21 protein-coding genes are annotated in these 21869 nt (G+C 69.4%); 14 read left to right on the forward strand and 7 right to left on the reverse strand.

Annotation, left to right across the window (positions count from 1 at the left end; all coding sequences use genetic code 11):
• The first annotated feature begins 33 nt into the window (after positions 1-33).
• The 10 genes from OHA17_RS06600 to OHA17_RS06645 all read left to right on the forward strand — a co-directional run bounded on the left by OHA17_RS06600 (position 34) and on the right by OHA17_RS06645 (position 10939).
• Positions 34-1206, forward strand: a complete 1173-nt coding sequence (locus tag OHA17_RS06600; RefSeq protein WP_406510647.1) for a 3-deoxy-7-phosphoheptulonate synthase — start codon at positions 34-36, stop codon at positions 1204-1206.
• Positions 1207-1256: 50 nt separating this feature from the next.
• Entirely contained in the window at positions 1257-2027 is a 771-nt protein-coding gene (locus tag OHA17_RS06605) for a 2,3-dihydro-2,3-dihydroxybenzoate dehydrogenase (RefSeq protein WP_406504900.1), read from the forward strand.
• 22 nt (positions 2028-2049) lie between these two features.
• Entirely contained in the window at positions 2050-2706 is a 657-nt protein-coding gene (locus OHA17_RS06610; RefSeq protein WP_406504902.1) for an isochorismatase family protein, read from the forward strand.
• Positions 2707-2735: 29 nt separating this feature from the next.
• Entirely contained in the window at positions 2736-4628 is a 1893-nt protein-coding gene (locus OHA17_RS06615; RefSeq protein WP_406504904.1) for an anthranilate synthase family protein, read from the forward strand.
• Complete coding sequence (locus tag OHA17_RS06620; protein WP_398878863.1) at positions 4616-4945, forward strand: hypothetical protein; 330 nt, start codon at positions 4616-4618, stop codon at positions 4943-4945. The genes OHA17_RS06615 and OHA17_RS06620 overlap by 13 nt, the downstream gene beginning before the upstream one ends.
• Before the next feature lie 106 nt (positions 4946-5051).
• Positions 5052-5564, forward strand: coding sequence for a shikimate kinase (locus tag OHA17_RS06625; RefSeq protein ID WP_406504906.1), 513 nt, complete (start codon positions 5052-5054; stop codon positions 5562-5564).
• A gap of 243 nt (positions 5565-5807) precedes the next feature.
• Entirely contained in the window at positions 5808-7082 is a 1275-nt protein-coding gene (gene aroA / locus OHA17_RS06630; RefSeq protein ID WP_406504908.1) for a 3-phosphoshikimate 1-carboxyvinyltransferase, read from the forward strand.
• A 44-nt stretch (positions 7083-7126) separates the two neighbouring features.
• On the forward strand, positions 7127-8332 hold the full coding sequence (locus OHA17_RS06635) for a 3-hydroxybenzoate 6-monooxygenase (protein WP_406510648.1): 1206 nt from the start codon (positions 7127-7129) through the stop codon (positions 8330-8332).
• Positions 8329-9513, forward strand: coding sequence for a chorismate synthase (gene aroC / locus OHA17_RS06640; protein WP_406504910.1), 1185 nt, complete (start codon positions 8329-8331; stop codon positions 9511-9513). The genes OHA17_RS06635 and aroC overlap by 4 nt, the downstream gene beginning before the upstream one ends.
• 262 nt (positions 9514-9775) lie before the next feature.
• Positions 9776-10939, forward strand: a complete 1164-nt coding sequence (locus tag OHA17_RS06645; RefSeq protein ID WP_406504912.1) for an IS701 family transposase — start codon at positions 9776-9778, stop codon at positions 10937-10939.
• Here OHA17_RS06645 and OHA17_RS06650 read toward each other — a convergent pair.
• From OHA17_RS06650 to OHA17_RS06660, 3 genes are all read right to left on the reverse strand, one after another.
• Positions 10915-12873, reverse strand: coding sequence for a helix-turn-helix domain-containing protein (locus OHA17_RS06650; protein WP_406504914.1), 1959 nt, complete (start codon positions 12871-12873; stop codon positions 10915-10917). The two genes, OHA17_RS06645 and OHA17_RS06650, sit on opposite strands and share 25 nt — an antisense overlap.
• Before the next feature lie 134 nt (positions 12874-13007).
• Positions 13008-15146, reverse strand: a complete 2139-nt coding sequence (gene tkt / locus OHA17_RS06655; protein WP_406504916.1) for a transketolase — start codon at positions 15144-15146, stop codon at positions 13008-13010.
• Between the two features lie 227 nt (positions 15147-15373).
• A complete protein-coding gene (locus OHA17_RS06660; RefSeq protein ID WP_406504918.1) occupies positions 15374-16261 on the reverse strand; it encodes a BTAD domain-containing putative transcriptional regulator in 888 nt (295 codons plus the stop codon).
• A gap of 256 nt (positions 16262-16517) precedes the next feature.
• On the opposite strand from OHA17_RS06660, the gene OHA17_RS06665 reads away from it, so the two are divergent.
• Entirely contained in the window at positions 16518-16907 is a 390-nt protein-coding gene (locus tag OHA17_RS06665) for an ArsR/SmtB family transcription factor (protein ID WP_406504920.1), read from the forward strand.
• A 263-nt stretch (positions 16908-17170) separates the two neighbouring features.
• Here OHA17_RS06665 and OHA17_RS06670 read toward each other — a convergent pair whose 3' ends face one another.
• From OHA17_RS06670 to OHA17_RS06685, 4 genes are all read right to left on the reverse strand, one after another.
• Positions 17171-17815 carry a DsbA family protein gene (locus OHA17_RS06670; RefSeq protein ID WP_406504921.1) on the reverse strand — a complete coding sequence of 215 codons (645 nt, stop codon included), beginning with the start codon at positions 17813-17815 and terminating at the stop codon, positions 17171-17173.
• Positions 17815-18297: a nucleoside deaminase gene (locus tag OHA17_RS06675; protein WP_406504923.1), complete on the reverse strand. Its 483-nt coding sequence runs from the start codon at positions 18295-18297 to the stop codon at positions 17815-17817. The genes OHA17_RS06670 and OHA17_RS06675 overlap by 1 nt, the downstream gene beginning before the upstream one ends.
• A 92-nt stretch (positions 18298-18389) precedes the next feature.
• Positions 18390-18791, reverse strand: a complete 402-nt coding sequence (locus OHA17_RS06680; RefSeq protein ID WP_406510649.1) for a DMT family transporter — start codon at positions 18789-18791, stop codon at positions 18390-18392.
• Between the two features lie 45 nt (positions 18792-18836).
• The gene (locus OHA17_RS06685) at positions 18837-19157 is read right to left on the reverse strand and encodes a DMT family transporter (protein ID WP_398878887.1); all 321 of its coding nucleotides are present in this window, start codon (positions 19155-19157) and stop codon (positions 18837-18839) included.
• A gap of 217 nt (positions 19158-19374) precedes the next feature.
• Here OHA17_RS06685 and OHA17_RS06690 point away from each other — a divergent pair, with 217 nt between their 5' ends.
• The 3 genes from OHA17_RS06690 (at position 19375) to OHA17_RS06700 (ending at position 21809) form a co-directional block, all read left to right on the forward strand.
• On the forward strand, positions 19375-19824 hold the full coding sequence (locus tag OHA17_RS06690) for a MarR family winged helix-turn-helix transcriptional regulator (RefSeq protein ID WP_382594674.1): 450 nt from the start codon (positions 19375-19377) through the stop codon (positions 19822-19824).
• Between the two features lie 252 nt (positions 19825-20076).
• Positions 20077-21546 (forward strand): AMP-binding protein, encoded by a 1470-nt coding sequence (locus OHA17_RS06695; protein WP_406504926.1) that lies wholly within the window; start codon positions 20077-20079, stop codon positions 21544-21546.
• Entirely contained in the window at positions 21543-21809 is a 267-nt protein-coding gene (locus OHA17_RS06700) for an acyl carrier protein (protein WP_053724010.1), read from the forward strand. The genes OHA17_RS06695 and OHA17_RS06700 overlap by 4 nt, the downstream gene beginning before the upstream one ends.
• The last annotated feature ends 60 nt before the right edge of the window (positions 21810-21869 follow it).

Consider the following 21869-nt stretch of genomic DNA (forward strand, 5'->3'; position numbering starts at 1 on the left):
GACCTGTTCCGGCATGCTCGCCGAGGGAAGTCGATGATCGACATTCAGTCCTACCTCCGTTCCCTACCCGCCCTCCAGCAGCCCGACTGGGCAGCCGACCCGCGCCTTGCCGATGTCAGGGCGGATCTCGTCCGGATGCCGGCCCTGGTGGACTCCGAGGCGGTGCGCCGGCTGCGCGCACTGCTGACGGAGGCCGCCGCCGGACACATACAGGTGATCCAGACCGGTGACTGCGCCGAGGACCCGGCCGAGGCCACCCCGAACGACGTGGCCCGCAAGGCCGCGCTGCTCGACGTGCTGGCCGGCACGATGAAGCTGTCCTCCGGCAAGCCGGTGCTGCGGGTGGGCCGGATCGCCGGCCAGTACGGCAAGCCCCGCTCCAACGCGACCGAGAACGTCGCAGGCACCGAACTGCCCGTCTACCGGGGCCACATGGTCAACCACCCGGAGCCGGACCCCGAGCTGCGCCGCCCCGACCCCGGCAATCTGCTCACCGGCTACCGGGCCGCCAGCGACACCATGCACTACCTCGGCTGGCGTGGTACCGCCGGCCGCTCCGAGCTGGACGTGCCGGTGTGGACGAGCCATGAGGCCCTACTGCTCGACTACGAACTGCCGATGCTGCGCCGGGAAGGTGACGGATCTCTGCTGCTGGCCTCCACTCACTGGCCCTGGGTCGGAGAGCGCACCCGCCAGCTGGACGGTGCGCACATCGCCCTGCTCGCCGCCGTGTCCAACCCGGTCGCGGTGAAGGTCGGTCCGTCCATGACACCGGACGAGTTGCTCGCCCTGTGCGACCGGCTGGACGGCCAGCGCCTCCCGGGCCGGCTCACGCTGATCGCCCGCATGGGCGCCGAGAACGCGGAGCAGAAGCTGCCCGCGCTCGTCGATGCCGTGAGCCGGGCGGGCCACCCCGTGCTGTGGCTGTCCGACCCCATGCACGGCAACACCGTCGCCGGGCCCGACGGCCTCAAGACGCGCTATGTGAAGACCGTGGTGCGCGAGGTCGAGGCCTTCCAGAGCGCCGTGTTCGAGAACGGCGGCACCCCGGCCGGTCTGCATCTGGAGACCACCCCCGAGAGCGTCGTCGAGTGCGTCCTCGACTCCGGAGAACTCCACCACCTGGGCGACAAATACCTCAGCTTCTGTGACCCGCGCCTGAACGCGCGGCAAGCCATCGAAGTCGTCTCGGCCTGGCGCGCATGAACCCGGCCCCTGGTGCGCGCCGACACCCATCTCGTACGGAGGTTGTGAACGTGGAAGAACCCCTCGCCCTGGTCACGGGCGCCGCGGGCGGCATCGGCGCGGCAGTCACCCGGCTGCTCGCCGAGCGGCAACTCAAGGTCGCGGCGGTGGACCTGGAAGGCAGCTCGATCGAGGAGACCGTCGCGAAGATGCGCGCGGACGGGCTCGACGTCACTGCCTTCACGGCCGATGTCACCTCAAGTCCCGCGGTGGAGCTTCTGGTTCAGCAGGTGGAGGACGAACTCGGTCCGATCGAGCAGCTGGTGAATGCCGCCGGCGTGCTTCGCCAGGGAGCGGCGCACACGCTGTCCGACGAGGACTGGGCAGCGACGTTCGCGGTCAACACGACCGGGGTGTTTCACACTTCGCGGACCGTGGTCAACCGGATGATCCCGCGCGGACGGGGCGCGGTCGTCACGGTCGCGTCGAACGCCGCGGGCACGGCCCGCGCCGGAATGGCGGCCTACGCCGCTTCCAAGGCCGCCGCGACCGCCTTCACCAAGTGCCTGGGGCTGGAGGTCTCCGCGCACGGCATCCGCTGCAACGTCGTCGCCCCCGGTTCCACGGACACTCCGATGCTGCGCGGCATGCATGCCGCGGACTCCGCGGCGAAGAAGTCGATCGCTGGTGACCCTGCCGCGTTCCGGGCCGGCATACCCCTCGGCAAGGTGGCGACACCGCACGACATCGCGGAGGCCGTCGCCTTCCTGCTGTCGGACGCCGCCGGGCACATCACGATGCACGAGCTGACCGTGGACGGCGGTGCGACGCTCGGTGTCTAGCTCTGAAAGGACCGACCAGCCCGTGCCCGGAATTCCGGCCGTCGAGCCGTACCCGATGCCCTCCGAGGGCGAACTGCCGGCCAGCACCGCCCAGTGGGCCGTGGATCCGGAGCGCGCGGTGCTTCTGCTGCACGACATGCAGGAGTACTTCCTCAAACCCTTCCCACGATCCGGCGAGCCCGGCGGCTCCCTGATCGCCAACACCGCGCTGCTGCGTGAGCGTTGTGCCGCACTGGGTGTTCCTGTTGCCTACACCGCCCAGCCCGGCAGCATGACGCCCGAGCAGCGCGGTCTGCTGAAGGACTTCTGGGGCCCCGGCATGAAGGCGACGCCCGAGCACCGGCGGGTGGTCCCACCGCTCGAACCGACGCCGGGTGACTGGGAGTTCACCAAGTGGCGCTACAGCGCCTTCCACAAGTCGGACCTGCTGGAACGGATGCGCTTCCACAACCGGGACCAGCTGATCATCTGCGGCGTGTACGCGCACGTCGGTGTCCTCATGAGCGCGGTGGACGCGTTCACCAACGACATCCAGCCGTTCCTGGTGGCGGACGCGGTCGCCGACTTCTCCGCCGACTACCACCGGCTGGCACTCGACTACGCGGCGCAGCGCGCCGCCCGTGTCGTGACCACCAAGTCCGTGCTGACCGAACTCGATACAGCCGAGGTGGCGCGCTGAACGCGCCGGCCGCGAAAGGAACGACTTCCATGGCACGACAGGACGACGCGCAGAAACTGCTCGCGCGGATCCTCGGCGGCACCTCTGGCCCGTTCGCGCTGCTGCACCGCCCCGAGTCGGCCGGCCCGGACACCCTGGAACTGCTGACGGGCGACATCGCGCAGGTCGACTCGCTCGCCGGACTCGACCTGCCCGAACAGCCCCGGCCGGGGGCGCACCACGAGTTGCTCGCGCTGGTGCCCTATCGCCAGCTCGCCGAGCGGGGCTTCGCGGCACCCGACGACGGAGAGCCGCTGCTCACGATGCGGGTGCGCGAGCAGGCAACACTGCCGCTGTATGAGACGCTCGCGCGGCTGCCCAATGAACCGGTGAAGATCGCTGACGGTCGCTTCGACGTGGACGACGCGGCATACGCCGACATCGTGCGCCAAGTCGTCGCCGACGAGATCGGCACCGGCAAGGGGGCGAACTTCGTCATCAAGCGCTCCTTCACAGCCCAATTGCCGGGCTTCACGCCCCGATCGGCACTGTCGTTCTTCCGCCGCCTGGTCGAGCGGGAGGCAGGCGCCTATTGGACGTTCCTCGTACACACCGGTGAGCGGACCTTCGTCGGCGCAACCCCGGAGCGGCACATCAGCGTTCATGACTCCACCGCCGTGATGAACCCGATCAGTGGCACCTACCGGTACCCGGCGAGCGGTCCCGACCTGGACGGCGTCCTTCGGTTCCTGGCCGACCGCAAGGAGACCGACGAGCTGTACATGGTCGTCGACGAGGAACTGAAGATGATGGGCCGCATCTGCCCCGAAGGGGGACGGGTCGTGGGCCCGTACCTGAAGGAGATGGCCCGGCTCGCTCACACCGAGTACTTCATCGAGGGCCACACCGACCGCGATGCGGCCGACATCCTGCGCGAGACGCTGTTCGCGCCGACGGTGACGGGATCTCCGCTGGAATCGGCGGCCCGGGTCATCGCCCGCTATGAGCCGGCCGGGCGCGGCTACTACAGCGGGGTGGCCGCCCTGATCGGCCGGGACGCGTCCGGCGGCCGCACCCTGGATTCCTCGATCCTGATCCGTACCGCCGACATCAACGCGAGTGGGCAGCTGCGGATCGGAGTGGGGGCGACGCTGGTACGCCACTCCGACCCGGAGTCCGAGGTGCACGAGACCCGTGCGAAGGCCGCGGGACTGCTCGCCGCCCTCGGCGAGCCGGAGCCCACCCGGTTCGGGGCACACCCGGCGGTGCGTGAGGCGCTGGACGAGCGCAATGACCTCGTCGCCGGGTTCTGGCTGCAGGAGCAGGGCCGGCGCGGTCAGGCGGTCGAGTCGCTGACCGGTCGGCGTGTCCTCATCATTGATGCCGAGGACACCTTCACCGAGATGATCGCCCAGCAGATCCGTTCACTGGGCTGCCAGGTGGTGGTGCGCCGTTTCGACGAGCCGTACGGCTTCGACGCGTATGACCTGGTGGTCATGGGGCCGGGTCCGGGCGACCCGCAGGACACCGGCCATCCCAAGATCGCACACCTGCGGACGGCGGTGGCCCAACTCCTGGAGGAGCGCCGTCCGTTCCTGGCGGTGTGTCTGAGCCATCAGGTCCTCAGCACTCTGCTCGGTCTGGACGTCGTGCGCCGGCCCGTTCCCAACCAGGGGACGCAGCGGGAGATAGACCTGTTCGGCCGCACGGAGCGGGTGGGCTTCTACAACACGTTCGCCGCCCAATGCGCCGATGACGTCATCACCCACCCGGTGCACGGCCGGATCGAGGTCAGCCGGGACGCCGAAGGGGGCGAGGTGCACGCGCTGCGCGCCGACGGCTTCGCGTCGATGCAGTTCCATGCCGAGTCGATGCTCACTGTCGACGGACCTCGGATCATCGGTTCCCTGCTCCAGGCGGTGGCGTCGACATGCACGCGGTGATCGTCTGGTGGGACCTGACCGAGTCGCGGCAGAGCATCTCCTCGCTGAGAGGGTTCCTGCGCGACGAGGCTGTGGAGCGCTTCTCGAAGGTGGCGGGGCTGCGCCTGAAGGTCTGGATCTCGGATCCGGCCACGAACCGGTGGGGAGCGGTGTTGCTGTGGGAGTCGGCCGAGGCCGCCGCGGCGCCGATCCCCGCACGGGCGGCGGAGCTGATCGGTTACCCGCCCACCGAGCGGTACGCCTTTGACGTGGAGGCCACCGTCGAGGGCGAATTCGCCGCTGCCGCGCTCGCCGGGCGCGGGCTGGCGCTCAAGTAGCCGAGGCGCCGGGCCGACCGTTCAATCGGGTGTCCCCTGTAGCGTCCCTCCGATTCTGCATGCGGAGGGACGCCACAGGGACCCCCTGACACCTTACGGAGCAGCCATGAACGGACCTGCGGTGGTGCTCGTCGGAATGCCCGGCACGGGCAAGTCCGTTGTCGGGCAGACCCTTGCCGACCACCTCGGCCTCGCATTCCGCGATACCGACCACGATCTGGAGCGGCTGACCGGGCAGCCGACGCACGAGATGCTGGGCTCCGGTGGCGAGGTCCGCTTCCGTGCGTGGGAGCGCCGGGCTGTCGAGGTGGCGGTCCGGGAGCACGCCGGGGTTCTGGCGCTCGGCGGGGGTGCGGTGTTGCATCACGCAACGCGTCTCCAGCTCCAGGAGTGCCGCGTCGTGCATCTATGGGCCGGCCTGGACACTCTCGCCGAGCGGGTCGGCAGTGCGAAGTCGCGGCCGCTGCTCACCGAGGACCCGCGGCGCAGGCTCGCGCAGTTGATGCAGGAGCGTCTGCCGCTGTACGGGGACGTTGCGACGGTGTCCGTGCGGGCCGAGCACCGCGAGCCGGATGAGATCGCTGTGGAGATCGCCGTCGCCCTCGCGGCCCTTGTGTGAGCAGTGGTCCCACTCGCCGGGGCACGACCGCTTCGGTGCGGGCCCGACTTGACGGACTGACCTCGATAGTGACGAACCGGGATGTATCGCTTTGCCGATCACGCGTACCGGGAGCCAGGGTCGCCCTGACGGGGCCGGCCGTTCCAAGCAGTGCCCTGGCCTCCGCCTCACCCCTCTGTCCAGGACCGACCGCGGGGACCGGCTGACCGCTGCCGCGTCGGCCGCACTCAATGAAGGAGAGCGATGACCGCCGCATCCCCCCCTGCCCGCCAAGCCCGCATCCCCGGGTCGAAGTCCCTCACCAACCGGGCGCTGTTGCTCGCCGCGGCCGCGCGCGGAACCAGCGTCCTGAAGGCCCCTCTGGTGAGCGATGACACCGTCGCCTTCCGGCATGCCCTGACGGGTCTGGGCGTGCGGATCGAGCGGGAGTCCGGCGACCGCGCCTGGGTCGTCGCGGGTCTGGGTCGCGGGCCGACCGGGAGTGGCAGCGTGTGGTGCGAGGACGCGGGGACCGCGGCCCGTTTCCTGCCGCCGTTCGCCGCGGCCGGGCAGGGCGACTTCCGCTTCGAGGGCACCGCCCAGCTCACGGCACGGCCGGTGGCCCCCCTCGCCGAGGCGCTGCGGCACCTGGGCGCCGACGTCCGCACCGAGCCGGACGGACGGCTGCCGCTGCGGGTGCGCTCCGCCGGCCTGGACGGCGGGGAGTTGGGCCTGGACGGGAAGCTCAGCAGCCAATTCCTGTCCGGGGTGCTGATGGCCGGTCCGCTGATGCGCCAGCCGCTGGTACTGACGGTGCACGACTTGGTCAGCCGCCCTTACGTCGATATGACCCTGGCTTTGATGCGGCGCTTCGGGGCGCACGTCGGTGAGGACGTTCCTGGTGTGTTCACCACCGACCCCGCGGGATATCGGGCGGCGGAGCTGCACATCGAACCCGACGCCTCCACTGCCTCGTACTTCTTCGCCGCTGCCGCGATCACCGGCACCACCGTGACGGTGGCCGGCCTCGACCGCGGCAGCCTCCAGGGCGACTTGCGCTTCACCGAGGTGCTGGAACGGGCGGGGGCACACGTCGAACGTACGCAGGAGGCGACCACGGTCACCGGGACAGGTGCTCTGCGGGGCGGATTCACCGTCGACATGGGCGAAATCTCCGACACCTTCATGACCTTGGCCGCCATCGCGCCCTTGGCCGACGGCCCGATCACGATCCGTGGCATCGCCCATGCCCGCCTGAAGGAGTCGGACCGCATCGCCGCCGTCGCCGAGAACCTTCGTGCTCTCGGTATCCGCACCGACGTCGGGCACGACCGGATCACCATCCACCCCGGCCCATGTGCGCCCACCGAGATCGCCTGCCACCGCGACCACCGCATCGCCATGGCGTTCTCGGTCCTTGGACTGCGCGCCGACGGCATCACCCTCGACGACCGCGGCTGCGTGGCAAAGACGTTCCCCGGTTTCCACGAGGAATTGGACCGGCTCTTTCCGCAGTACAGGCCCGCCACCGTCAAGTGAAGGGCCACCACCAGCACGTGAACAGAGAGGACGCGACGTACAACATGGCTCACATCGTGATTGCCGGCGGCGGTATCGGAGGGCTCGCCACAGCTCTGTCGCTCGCCCGGCACGGGCACCGCGCCACCGTCCTGGAACGGAGCAACACCTTCGCCGAGATCGGCGCGGGCATTCAACTGGGCCCCAACGCCTTCCACGCCCTGGACCGGCTCGGGGTGGGCGACGGGGTGCGAGAGCGTGCCGTGTTCATCGACGAACTGCGCTTCATGGACGGCACGACGGACGAGATGGTCACCTCGATGGAGTTGGCCGGCGCCTACCGGGAGCGGTTCGGCAATCCGTACGCGGTGGTGCACCGGGGCGATCTGTATCAGCCGCTTCTCGCCGCCTGCCAGGCGTCGGACTCCGTGGAGCTGGTGGCCGGTGCGGCCGTCGAACGCTACGAGCAGAGCCCCGACCGCATCACCGCGCACACCGAGGACGGACGGACGTTCACCGGGGCGGTTCTGGTCGGCGCCGACGGCATCCGCTCCACCGTGCGCGCACAGATGCTCGACGACGGCGGGCCGCGGGTGTCCGGGCACACCATCTACCGTTCGGTGATCCCGATCGACAAGGTGCCTGAGGAGTTGCGCTGGAACACGGTCACCCTGTGGGCCGGCCCCAAGTGGCACTTCGTGCACTACATCATCGGCGGGGGCGAGTTCCTCAACCTCGCCGCCACCCGCGACGACGGCGCCACCGAGGCCGTTGCCGGCCGCCCCGCCGAGCGTTCCCATGTCCTTGGCCAGTTCCCTGATCTGGGGGCGACCGCCCGCCGACTGCTCGAACTCGGCGAGGGCTGGCGGGAGTGGGTGCTGTGTGACCGCGATCCGGTTGAGGCCTGGACCGACCGGCGGGCCGTGCTGACCGGTGACGCCGCACACCCCATGCTGCAGTACGCGGCGCAGGGAGCCTGCCAGGCCCTGGAGGACGCGGTCGTCCTCGGCGACCTGCTGGAAGGGGTGCGAAGCGACGATGTGATGCAGCACCTGGAGAAATTCAACGCCGCGCGCCGCGCGCGCACCAACCGCACCCAACTGGTGGCCCGCCGCATCGGCCACGAGTTGTACCACCCGGCGGGCGAAGAGGCGTTGGCGCGCAACGGCATGCTCTCCGCCTTCTCCCAGGAGCAGTTGCACGACGAGGTGTCCTGGTTGCACGGAGACAGGGAATTCACCCGCAGCGGCGTTGAGGAGTGGGAGGTATGAGCAGGTTGCGTTGGCTGACCGCTGGGGAGTCCCACGGACCCGCACTTGTCGCGACGCTGGAGGGTCTTCCCGCCGGCGTGCCGATCACCACGGAGCTGGTGGCCGACCACCTGGCCCGGCGGCGGCTGGGCTATGGGCGCGGCGCCCGTATGAAGTTCGAGCGCGACGAGGTGACGTTCCTCGGTGGCGTGCGGCACGGCCTGTCGATGGGCTCGCCGGTCGCGATCATGGTGGGGAACACCGAGTGGCCCAAGTGGGAGCAGGTCATGTCGGCCGATCCGGTGGCGCCGGAGGTCCTCGCCGAGCTGGCCCGCAACGCCCCGCTGACCCGTCCGAGGCCCGGCCACGCCGACCTCGCGGGCATGCAGAAGTACGGCTTCGACGAGGCCCGGCCGATCCTGGAGCGCGCCAGCGCCCGGGAGACCGCGGCCCGCGTCGCGCTCGGGGCGGTGGCCCGCTCCTACCTGAAGGAGACGGCCGGCATCGAGATCGTCTCCCATGTGGTGGAGCTGGCCGCGGCCAGGGCCCCCTACGGGCTCTACCCGACCCCCGCCGATGTCGAGAGGCTGGACGCCGACCCGGTGCGCTGCCTGGACGCGGACGCGTCGAAGGCGATGGTCGCGGAGATCGACCAGGCCCACAAGGACGGCGACACTCTCGGCGGGGTCGTCGAGGTGCTCGCCTACGGCGTGCCGGTCGGTCTCGGTTCGCACGTGCACTGGGACCGGCGTCTGGACGCCCGGCTCGCCGCCGCCCTGATGGGCATTCAGGCGATCAAGGGCGTCGAGGTCGGTGACGGCTTCGGCCTGGCCCGGGTGCCCGGTTCGCAGGCACACGACGAGATCGTGAACACGGCCGGGGGCGTCCGGCGCGCCTCCGGCCGCTCCGGCGGCACCGAGGGCGGCCTGACCACCGGTGAGCTGCTGCGGGTACGGGCCGCGATGAAGCCCATCGCGACCGTGCCGCGCGCGCTCGCCACCATCGACGTCGCCACCGGCGAGGCCGCCAAGGCCCATCACCAGCGCTCCGACGTGTGTGCCGTGCCGGCCGCCGGCATCGTCGCCGAGGCCATGGTCGCGCTCGTCCTCGCGGACGCCGTCGCCGAGAAGTTCGGCGGCGACAGCGTCCCCGAGACCCGCCGCAACGTCGAGTCCTACCTCGACGCGCTGTCCATTCGCTGACCTGTGACCAGGGCCGATGCGAGCCGTGCCCCACACCGGCCCGCTCCCCTGGTGCCCGGGGCAACACCACCCTGCACGGGAGGCTTTACCGCTCTGTCCCGGCACGCGGCAACGACGGCTTCCTGCGCCGGGCCCTGGTGGTGTGCCGAGTGACGGCAGAGACAACCAGGTGCGTGGAGAACCTCGTTCGGGCAGGCGCGGGGCGGACATGGTGGGCATACGCCAGCACAGGGTTGCCGACCAAGCCGGGAGCGTCGTGAACATGTCTGCTTTCAAGCAACGAGCGATCTTCGACGATGTCGTCGGCGAGCTCAGCGCCGCGCTGTTCTCCTCCTTCCGCCGCAAGGACCAGCGGCACAAGGCGGAGACCTACCTGCACGGCCTCCTCACCACCGTCGGGCGCAAAACCATCCGCAACATCGCTGCTCAGGTGGGCGGTCCCGCCGACACCGAGCAGAGCCTGCATCACTTCATCAGCAGCTCCCCCTGGGACTGGCGGCCCGTACGTGCCGCGCTCACCGACTATCTGGAACAGATGAGTTCACCGCAGGCTTGGGTGGTGCGGGCCATGCAGATACCCAAAGGGGGCGAGTACTCGGTGGGCGTCGACCGGATTTTCGCCCCGCATCTGGGCGAGATGTTCCGCGGGCAGCAGGCCTTCGGGGTGTGGCTCGCCTCCGAGGAGCTGAGCGCGCCGGTCAACTGGCGCATGCTGCTGCCGGACCAGTGGGTCAGCGACCCCGAGCGCAGGGGCCGCGCGGGAGTCCCCGACGGGGCCCGCCCGGAGACCCCGGACGAGTGCGCAGTCGCGGCCGTGCTGGACACGGCACAGTACGGAAGCCCTGCACGCAGACCCGTAGTGATCGACTTGCGGCGGGGCGACCCGCACACGGCGATGCCCCACCTCACCGCGTCGGGTGTCCCGGTCCTCGCCCGCATCAGTTCTTCCTGCCGAGTGACCGTGGCGGACCGGGCGTTGCCCGGATTCGGCGCCGGAGCACTTCCGGCTCGACGGATCCTGGAGGCGGTGAAGGGACTTCGCCGCCCGGTGTCCTGGGCGGACCCGGCCGCCCACGGGGCCACGAGGACTTCGCTCGTCGCGGCGATCCCCGTGTCCTTCCCCTCGCCGGAAGGGGTCCGGCCGCGGCCGCTGCTGTTACTGGGCGAATGGCTCGACCCGTCGCGCCCGCCGGTCCAGCTGTGGCTCACCGATCTGACGCAGATGCCGATGGCGGCGCTGCTGCGCCTGACGAAGCTCACGCACCGGGTCGACCGGGACTTCGCGCACGTCGGCACCACGACCGGTCTGCTGGATTACGCCGGCCGCTCCTTTCAGGGCTGGCACCGGCACATCACCCTCGCCTCGGCAGCCCATGCGGCCCATGTGTTGACAGCCGAAAACTATGTGATGGGCCGCGCCGCCTGATGGCTCGCCGCGGCGGTCCTTTGCCGTTGCAGGAGACCGCGAGTCTGCTGAAGTCGCAGCGCCAACTGCACCTCAAGCATCTTTTCCGGCTGCTGCCACTGGGGACCCAGGAGTTCGGTGATGCGCTTGAGACGGCGCCAGACGGTGTTGGGGTGCACATGAAGCGATTCGGCCGCATTGGTCGGGCTGCCTCCGCCGGCGAAGTAGGCACCCAGGGTGGCGACGAGTTCGGTCTGCCAGTCACGGTCATGGCTCAGCACGGGGCCGAGAGTCGATTCGATGAACCCTTCGGCATCGTGCTGGTCGGACAACAACAGCCCGAGGAACCCCAGTTCCCGGGCGGACGCCGTGCTGCCCCGTGCGTTGAGCGCGGTCAGCGCGTCCAGGCAGCGCAGCGCTTCGTGGTAGATGCGGCCGGTGTCGGCCGGCCCCTTGCCCGGGCCGCCGACACCGACCGATACGGAGTGGCCGAGAACGGAGGACAGTTCCTCAGCGACGGCCCGGGCTGCCCCGGGCGGGTCCTCGCCGGGTAGCAGCAGCACGATGCAGCCGTCGCGCGCGGTCTTGAGCCCGGACATCCGGTGTGCGTAGGAGGAGGCCCAGACCAGAGCACGGCCTGGTTCGCCGCCTTCGGGTCGGACGACGAGCAGGACGTACGGCGCGTCCAGGTCGAGACCGAACTGGCCGACGCGCTGGGCCATGTGCTGCAGTTGGTGCGCGGCGCGCGGGTGCGAGGCCAAAAGGTCGTCGAGGAGCTCGTCGCGTACGGGCCCTTCGGCCATGGCGGTGGAGCGCTGGAGCAACAGCTGGATCGCGAAGGCCTGGGCGGTGAGGTACAGCAGGCGCTCGTCCTCGCCGACCAGGGCTGTGGCGGGGCGCAACACCAACTGGCCGAGGTTCTCGGCTCCGGCGATCACGGGCGCCACCCATGTGTTGCCGACGGCGGCTACGACACCGCGGCGCGCATGGGCGTCGAGGGCGCCTTCGGCCACAGCGGTTTCGTCCAAGTCGGCGATGTCCCCGCCGGCCAGGATCCGGCCGCCGGGATCCCGCAGTTGCAGGGTCCCGTCCAAGGCATCACCGGCTGCCTTCGCCACGCTGGTGAGGTCGGCGCCGGCCAGGAGCATGTTCATGGTGCGGCTGTGGGCCTCGCTGAGCTGTTGCATGCGTACGAGGCTGGTGCGGGTGCGAAAGCCGTCCAGTTCGAGCTCGTCGATATCGCCCCTGGCCTGTTCGAGGCGCTCGGCCCTCTCGATGGCCACGGCCGCCAGTACGGCCAGTGAGCAGACCACGCCGAGTTCGTCGGGGCAGAAGTGCCGTACCGTGCGGCAGGCGCCGTAGAGCACCCCGACGGTACGGTCGCCGTTGACGAGCGGCACGGCCATGAGGGCGTGCAGGCCTTCGGCCTGGATCACTTCGTTGAGGCGCTCCCGGCCCTCGATGCCATCGTCGTCCCGATAGTCGGCGGTCCACACCGGGGCTCCGGTGGCCAGGGCGCGATGTCCCAGACCCCAGCCCTGGTCGATCTGAAGTCCGTTGACCAGGGCGGTGATCGAGCCTTCTGAGGTGTGTATGTACATCGCACCCTGCCCATCGAGGAGGGCAACGCACGTCAGATCGAAGTTGAGGAGCCGCCTCACGCGCCTGGTGACCACCCGTAGCAAGGAGTCGAGGTCGTGCGGGAACGTCAGGTCACGAGCCGTGTCGACCAGATCCGCCAGGCTGTCTTCGCGCTGCCGGCGTCGGCCCTGCGACACGTGGATCCTGCCCGCGAGTGCGACGGCCCGCTCCAAGCGAGCGAGGTTCCGCGGAGGTTGGCCGGCCCGGCGTGCCCGCTGCAGCAACTCCTCCAGCCTGCCCGGCGGTGCCTCCTCGGCAAGGAGTTCGAGGATGGTGAGCAGATCGGTCTCCGTGGTGCCCGATTCATCCGTCATGCGCTGCTCCCCTAGGGCACTCCATTCACAGATAGGCTGAACGTAATTCTTTGGTGATCTTTAAGTCAATCGGTGACCTGCGGTAATGACCATCCGCTACGCCGCGACGTCCGCGCGGGCCCGCACCTCGCCGGTCACGGCCGAACAGCACGCTTTGCGCGCTGAAGGCTGCTGCGGGCGGCTGCTGCCACCCGGTCCGGGGTGAGGCCGAACCGCTGGTAGAGCGACGGGTAGGGAGCGGAAGCACCGAACTGCTCGATACCCATGGCCTCTCCGGCATCCCCGATGAAGGCGTGCCAGCCCAGCGAGGTGCCGGCCTCCACAGAGACCCGGGCCTTCACGTGGGGCGGCAGCACAAGGTCGCGGTAGTCCTGGTCCTGTTCGCGGAACCATTCCACGCACGGCATCGACACCACACGGGTGCTGATTCCCTCCTCCTTGAGGAGGCCGCGTGCGGCCAGGGCGATGTGAACTTCGCTGCCGGTCGCGATCAGGATCGCCTCGGGGGCATCGTCACTGGCCTCGGCCAGGATGTATCCCCCGCGGGCGACTCCCTCGGCCGGGGCCAGACCTGAGGAACCGCTCCGGTCGAGCACGGGCAGGTTCTGCCGGCTCAGGCACAGCCCCGCGGGCCGGTCGGTGTGTTCGAGGACGGTCCGCCAGGCGATGACCGTCTCGTTGGCATCCGCGGGGCGGACGATGTCGAGGCCGGGGATGCCGCGCAGCGCCCAGAGGTGCTCGATCGGCTGGTGAGTGGGACCGTCCTCGCCGAGCCCGATGGAGTCATGGGTCCAGATGTAGGTGACCGGCAGCTTCATCATGGCGGCGAGGCGGACCGCCGGACGCATGTAGTCGGAGAAGACCAGGAAGGTGCCGCCGTAGGGGCGGGTACCGCCGTGCAGGGCGATGCCGTTGAGGATGGCGCCCATGGCGTGTTCGCGGATGCCGAAGTGGACCGTGCGTCCGTAGCGGTGTCCGGCGAAGGCTTCGGTCGCGAACTCCTCGGGGACGAAGGAGGGCTCCCCCTTCATGGTCGTGTTGTTGCTCTCGGCCAGGTCCGCGGATCCGCCCCACAATTCGGGCAGTACCCCGGCGAGGGCGGAGAGCACTTCGCCGGACGCCTTGCGGGTGGCCATCTCCTGGCCGGGGGCGAAGACCGGCAGGTCCTGCGCCCAGCCTTCGGGGAAACGGCGGACGGAGATCCTGTCGTAGGCTGCGGCCCGCTGGGGGTGTGCGGTGCGCCAGTCCGCGTAGAGCTTGTCCCACCGCCCGTGCGCTTGAAGCCCGCGGTCCGCGGCCCGGCGGGCGTGGGCGAGGACCTCCGGGGGCACGTCGAAGGAGCGTTCAGGATCCAGACCCATGGCGGCCTTCGCGCCCGCTGCCTCCTCGCGGCCGAGAGCGGCGCCGTGGATCTTGCCGGAGTTCTGCTTGTTCGGGGCCGGCCAGCCGATGATGGTGCGCAGCGCCACCAGTGAAGGCCGGTCGGTGACTTGGCGCGCCTGCTCCAGTGCGTCGTGCAGGGCGGGAACGTCTTCCTGGTAACCGTCGGGGGTGGTCCAGTCGACCTGCTGCACGTGCCAGCCGTAGGCCCGGTAGCGGGCGGCCACGTCCTCGGACTGGGCGATGCGGGTGTCGTCTTCGATGGAGATGTGGTTGTCGTCGTAGAGGACGACGAGGTTGCCGAGCTTTTGGTGGCCGGCCAGGGAGCCGGCCTCGTGGCTGATGCCCTCCTCCAGGTCGCCGTCGGAGGCGAAGACCCACACGGTGTGGTCGAAGGGCGACTGTCCCGGTGCGGTGTCGGGATCGAACAGGCCGCGCTCGCGGCGCGCCGCCATGGCCATGCCCACCGCGTTGGCCAGGCCCTGGCCCAGCGGGCCGGTGGTGGTCTCGACACCGGGCGTATGGCCGTACTCGGGGTGAGCCGGAGTGAGGCTTCCTTCGGTGCGCAGCGCCTTGATGTCGTCGATCTCAAGGCCGTATCCGGACAGGTACAGCTGGTTGTAGAGGGTGAGGCTGGAGTGCCCGCAGGACAGTACGAAGCGGTCCCGGCCCGCCCATCGCGGGTCGGCGGGGTCGTGGCGCAGCAGCCGCTGGAACAGCAGGTAGGCAGCCGGAGCAAGGCTCATGGCAGTACCGGGGTGGCCGTGGCCGGCGGTCTCCACCGCGTCGACCGCGAGGGCTCGGGCGACATCGACCGCGCGGCGATCGAGCTCGGTCCACTCGAAGGAGGCGGACAGCGGGGCCGGGGGTGTCGTACTCGCCTGGGGGTTCACAGGGTGCTCAGGGCTCCTAGTCGAGGAAGGATCTACGAGGCGGAAGCGGCTAGAGCCGGGCCTGTCTCAGCCGTCCCGGCCGACAGTGCGAGCCGGCTTGAGCCGTCCCCACCGCGGTCATCCTGAAGGGGGTGGGAGTGGTGGCCAACGGCCCCGGCGACAGCCCGTCAAGTCGGTCGGGAGTTCATCAAGTCGGTCCTGGTCGGGCTGCACGGCTCGCGGTTGGCTCAAGCCATGGCGCGGACTCCCGCAGCAGCACGTGGCCCCCCTGCGTACGTCTTTCGCATCACCGGGGCGCCGACCGCGCTCTGGGGTCCCCGGGAGGCGGATGTCGCGGCCCAGCCGGCTGGGCGGGGAATGATGCCGCGCAGGGGTGCGTTGGCGGGAGCAGCGGCTTGGCTTCGCCGACGCACCCGCTGGTAGGTCGCGAGAATGCCGCGGGGGTCGCCGGTGTGGCGCAGCTCGTGCATCAGCCCCTCGTACAGCGGCTGTTGGGCGCGGAACCGCGAGAGGAACAGCACCAGGTCGTCCAGCAGGGCGCGGCCCCGCCCCAGTTGCGCCTCGGCGGACATCCACTGGTCCAAGGCCCGCTGCCAGGAATGTTCGAGTCGGGATGCGTGGGCGCGCAGGTGGGGGCCAATCAGCACGCCGGAGTACGGTTCGCCGGACCACAGGGCCAGGGCGCCTCGCAGCCGGCCGGCCGCGGTCTCGAAATCCTCGGTCTCCAGCGCGCGGTAGCCGGCGCCTGCTTCCCGCTCGAAAGCCGCGACGTCACTGGTGCCTCCCCCGCTGTGGAGACGGTAGCCGCCCGGTAGTCCTGCCAGCACGGTATGGGCGGTGCGGCGCTCGCCGTGGGTGTCACCGGCGCGCCCCTGGGCGTGGGCGAGGGCAGCCTGGATGAGGGCTCTCACGTGCCGGACATGTCCCTCCAGCATGTCGGTGGCGCGGCGGGGCGGACCCGCGGGCCACAATTCCTCGACCAGTACCGCCGTGGGCACCATGTGGTCGGCCTGTGTCGCAAGCAGCGCCAGGACCTGCCGCGTCTGCGCTTCGGTGGGTGTGATGGGTGTTCCGCCCTCGTGCACGGACAGTTCCCCCAAAAGCTTCAAGTCCATTCCGCCCCCTCGGTGTCCCTCGCGCTCGTCGCCGCGCCTGTTGAGCGCGCGCCGCAGCCTGGTGCGCTCCCCAATGCACCCAAGTACACTAAATAATAGTAGTTTTTTTCTTTTTTTGAAACCCCGTGACACCGGAGAACGAGGCCCGCATGCACAGTCGGCCGCTGTACGGCAAACCTCAACAGGCCTCGCGCGCCCACCGCTTGAAGAAGGGACCGCCTCCAGCGATCCGGCGCATGCGGAACTGACAAGATCGATGAAAACCGTCGAGCACGAAAGGGCAGTGAACAGCACACCGATGAGCCGCGAACTCCTTCACCCCACCCTTGACGAAATCCGCCTGGAGAGCGTCATGAAGGCCCTGTCGGACCCGGTCCGGATGCACATGGTCCGCGAACTCTCGCGCACGACAGGTGAGTTGTCCGGCGCGTCCATCGATGTGCCGGTCAGCAAAGCCACAGCCACTCACCACTACCGGGTGCTGCGCGAAAGCGGGGTGATCCAACAGAACTACCGGGGCACCGCCAAGATGAGCAAGTTGCGGCGAAGCGACCTCGATGCTCTTTTCCCCGGCTTCCTCGACGCCGCACTCACCGCGGCCGTGCACGAGATGGCTCGCCACAACGGGTGTGTGAGTCAAGGGTGAGCGTCTGGACCAACGGCCCAGCGGGGGTGCGCGGAGCCGTGTGACGAGACGAGTGCATGGCGAGTATCGCCATGCACTCGTGCCCCGGTCCGGCCCGCCAGATCTTCGACCACACGCCTTGACTCGCCCGGTCGGACGGGCCGTGCGGCGCTGGTATCGCTCCAGCGCCCCGGGTATCTCCTAGCGGAGGGCGAGGACGTGCCGCCCTTCCTCCGCTTCCGGTCCCTCCCGGGTGGGACCGAAGGGTACGCGGACGCCCGTCGTCAGCAGCCCCCGTTCACTCCGCACGCCCCGCCGAACTCCGTATCCTGCTGGGCCTGGGCGTCGAGGATCGCCTTGCGCAGCTGGGCGGGGCTCGGCACACCCTCGATACGGATGTCACCGACCAGGAGGGTCGGCACGGACTGCACGCGGTGCGCCTGCGCCTCGCGGAGCGCGTCCTGGTGCTTCTCGCTGTACGTGCCCTGCTCAAGGGCCGCACGGAACGCGGCGCCGTCCAGTCCGATCTCCTCGGCCAGCGGCTGCAGGACGTCGAGATGACCGAGGTCCCGGTCCTCCTGGAAGAAGGCGCGGAACATACGACGCGTGTACTCGGTGCCCTTGCCGTGCTCGGCCGCGAATTGGTAGCCCTCGAAGGCGAGACGGGTGTAGGGCTGCGGAGAGACGGTGGGCAGGGTGATGTCGACATCCAGGCGGCGGGCCATCGGGTACACGGCGCGCCGCCAGATGTCGGGCAGGTAGGCGTCCTCGGGCCGCAGGGTGGGCTGCGGATGGGGCCGCAACTCGAAGGGCTTCCACTCGATCTCGACGTCGAGGTCGTTCGTCGCCTCTTCCAGCGGCCCCTCGGCCAACATGCAGAAGGGGCAGACGTAGTCGGACCAGACCTGGATCTTGACGGGGGCGCTCATCACAGTCGGCCTTTCCGGCCGGTCAAGAACTCTTGGAACGGCACTTCGTGCCCCTCGATCGGGGCGTGCGTCACCTTGATCGGCCAAGTGGTGGGGTCGGTGGAGAAGATGGAGTACGAGTCGGCGTAGCCGAAGCCGTACGCGTCGGCGGTCCTGCGGTCGGCCGCGTACACGATGTGCTCGATGTTGAAGTAGAGGGCGGCCATGTAGCACAGGGCGCAGGGCTCGCCCGAGGCGATCAGGGTGGATCCCGCAACGCCGTACCTGCCGGCCTTCTTCGCCGCGGCGCGCAGCGCGACGACTTCGGCGTGTGCCGTGGGGTCGTTGTCCTCGTGGACCCGGTTGAAGCCGGTGCCCAGGACGAGGCCGTCCCGTACGACGATCCCCGAGAAGGGGATGCCGCCTTCGGCGACGTGACTACGACTGATCTTGACGGCTTCCTCCACGTAGGGAGTCAGGTGATCGAGGGGGTCGCTTTGCATGGCGGAGTTGGTCCTTGAGAGGGAGCGGGGGCGTTGGTCGAGCACGGGGCGGCGTCGTGGCCGAGAGCTGCCCCGGTGCGGTGGAGGTGTCCTCAGACGCCGACGCCCTGGGCCTCCTGCGGCCGCTCGACGGGCTGTTCGGTGCTGCTCTGCTTGTCGGCGAGCTTGAGCCAGACGACGCCGAGGATGATGACGCCGAGCCACAGGGACTGGACGAGGGTGAGGCTCTCGTCGAAGAAGACGGGTCCGAGGGCCGCCGCTCCGGCCGCTCCGATTCCCGCCCAGACGGCGTAGCCGATGCCGACGTCGATGGTGCGCAGCGCGGCACTCAGCGCCCACAACGTCAGAAGGAAGAACACGACGGCAACCAGCGACCAGGTCAGGCGGGTGAAGCCGTGGCTTCCGCCCACCGAGAGCGCGTAGCCGATTTCGAAGACGCCGGCGAGGAGGAGCATGAGCCAGGAGTTGGCGGCGGAGGGGCTGGTCGAGGACATGAGGAAGGTGCCTTTCATGAGGTTCGGATGGTGGGCGGGCGACTGTCAGGCGCCGCCGCTGAGCTGGAGTCCGACGACCCCGGCGATGATGGCCACGATGCCCAGCGCCTTGCGCCAGCTGAGGCGCTGGCCGAACAGCAGGGCGCCGAGGAGGCTGATGCCGACGCCGGAGACCGAGGTCCACAGGGCGTATCCGACGCCGACGTTGAAGGTCAGCAGGGCCTGGCTCAGGAAGTAGGTGCCGAGGGCGCCGCTGACGAGGGTCACGGTCGTCCACTTGCGATTGCGGAAGCCTTCGGCCTTGCCGGCCGCGATCGCGACGCCGATCTCGAAGACGACGGCGATGGCGAGGTAGAGCCACTGCATAAGAGGGAGTCCTTTCGGTTTGATGGCCGCGTTTTCCGGGCCGGCCACGCTGGGGGGCGGGGGTGAGGTGCCGCCGTTGCGACACTTCTATAGATGTTGCTTGTACATGCAAAGATAAGATGCCCGAGCGCACCGGAAGGCTCGACCGGGGGAACGTCAGGAGCTTGCATGAGCATGTACTCTGATGTCAAACATCAACCCCGGGGAGGCCGCGACTATGGCAACTTCACACCCCGTGCCCCCGCGCACGTCCGACCACACCGCATGGAACCGCGTCCTCGCACTGCACGCACACGTGGAACGCGAACTGACCCAGGCGCTGCAGAGCCGGCACGCGATCGGCCTGTCGGAGTACCGCTCCCTGGAACACCTCGACCACGCCGACGACAGCGAGCTGCGCATGCAGGACCTCGCCGAGAGGGTGGGCCTGGGGCAGTCATCGGTAACCCGCCTGGTGGGGCGGTTGGAGACGGCCGGCTTCGCGTACAAGGACCTGTGCCCGTCGGACAAACGCGGCGTCTACGCAGTCATCACCGACGAGGGGCGGCAGCGCTACCAGGCCGCGCGCGCCACCTATACCGAGGTCCTCTCCTCGGCGCTGAACGCCTTCACCGCCGACCCGGAACTGGGACCCACGGTCCAGGCCCTGCGCGCCCCCCGGAGCTGATCCCCGACTCCCCCGAACCACATCGAGCACATCGCCCCGACACTCCCCGACACCCCCGGACGCCTCAGGCGTCCGGGGGTTTTTAGTTGCACACACAATTACCTGCGATCTGGATCACACCCACTTCGCCAAGTGCATGCTTGACCAAGCATGCACTTGGCCGGATACCTTCGCCCTCGACACCGCACGATTCAACGAACAGTCGAGCGACACCTGTGGCCGCCGACTGCGCCGACCGCAAGGAATCCCGCCGTGCCATCGCCCCGTCTGGCCGAGATCATCGCCGTCCACGGCCACCACCGGCTCCACGACACAGCGCTCCACTTCAACGACCAGGCCGTCACCTACGGCGAGTTGAGCGAGCTGACCCAGAACCTGCGCAGCCACGTGCTGCGGCTGAATCTCCCGGCAGGCAGCACCGTGTGTGTGCCGGCGCACAAGACGCCGCAGACCATTGCCCTGTTGCTGGCCGTCTTCCACGAGGGCCACATCGCCCTCGCGCCCTCCCCCGACCTGGGCAGCGCCGCGCTTGAGCGCCTGGCGCAACAGGCCCGGGTCTCCCACCTGCTCACCGCGGCCGCCGACGGCGAGCTCACCGCGACGCCGGTGCGGGCGGATCAAGAGCAGGCCCAGCACTTCGCGACACCGGATCCGGCACGGACACGGCTGCTGCTGACCACATCCGGCTCGACCGGAACTCCGAAGATCGTTCCGATCGAGTCCGCCGGGTTCGACGCGTTCACCGACTGGGCCGTCCACGAGTTCGGCCTGTCCCCCCATGACACCGCGCTGTCCTACGCCCCGCTCAACTTCGACCTCGCTCTCCTCGATGTCTGGACCTTCCTGCAACTGGGGGCGGAAGTCGTCCTGGTGGACCAGGGCAGGGCGACGGACGGCCCGCACGTCCGGACGCTGGTCACGGAGCACGAAGTCACCTTCGTCCAGGGGGTGCCGATGGTCCACCGCCTGCTGGTCGAGGCCGACGAGGTCTACCGGACCGTACGCCGCATGATCTTCACGGGGGACAGCATGCCGGCCTCGTTGCTGGCGCAGGTGGCATCGGCCTTCCCCGGAGCCCGCTTCCACAACGTGTTCGGCTGCACGGAGACCAACGACTCGTTCATCCACGAGTACGACCCTGCCGCGCCGGTCGGCACGATGCCGATCGGCCGGCCCGTCGCCGGCACACGAGCGCTCGTCCATGCCCCGGACGGAACGGTCGTGGAGTCCGCCGGGACCGGTGAACTGCTGGTGGCCACGCCCTTCCAGACCCACGGCTACCTCAACACCGCACTGAACCCCGCGGCGTTCACCGTCGTCGACGGAGTCAGCTATTACCGCACCGGCGATCTCGTCTCCCGCGACGAGCACGGCACGTACAGCCTCCAGGGCCGCGCGGACTGGCAGGTCAAGGTCCGGGGAGTGCGCACCAACCTCCAGGAGGTGGAACGTGTGATCGCCACGCACCCGGACGTGGCCGAGGCCGTCGTCGTCCCGCTGCCCGACGAACAGGCGGGAGTCCGGCTGCACGCACACGTCAGCAGGCGCCCCAGCAGCACGCTGACCAGTCTGCAGCTGCGTACGCACACGGGAAGACACCTGCCGCGGCACGCGATTCCCACCTCCGTGCACATCACGGACGCTCCCCTTCCCCGCACCTCCACGGGCAAGCCCGACCGAAACCAGATCAAGAGCAACCGAATGAAGGAAATCAACGCATGAGCAGCAAGGACACCGCCGCCGAGATCCGCGACTTCGTCGTGACCCAGTACCTGTCCGGCGAGGACGCGTCCGATCTCACCGACGACTACGACCTCATCGAGTCCGGAGTCATCGACAGCCTCGGCCTTGTGCGGCTCATCTCGCACATCAGCCAGGCCTACGACGTCCCTCTGGACGACATCGAGTTCGGCCCGGTCAACTTCCGCAGCATCAACGCGATCACCGACCTGATCACCTCCCACACCGAGGCCCTCGCGGCCTGAAGCACCCCGTCGACACCTTCAAGACCTTCGACACCTTCCAGTTACAAGGAGAAACAGCAC

Source organism: Streptomyces sp. NBC_00212 (assembly GCF_045206365.1).
Lineage (GTDB): Bacteria > Actinomycetota > Actinomycetes > Streptomycetales > Streptomycetaceae > Streptomyces.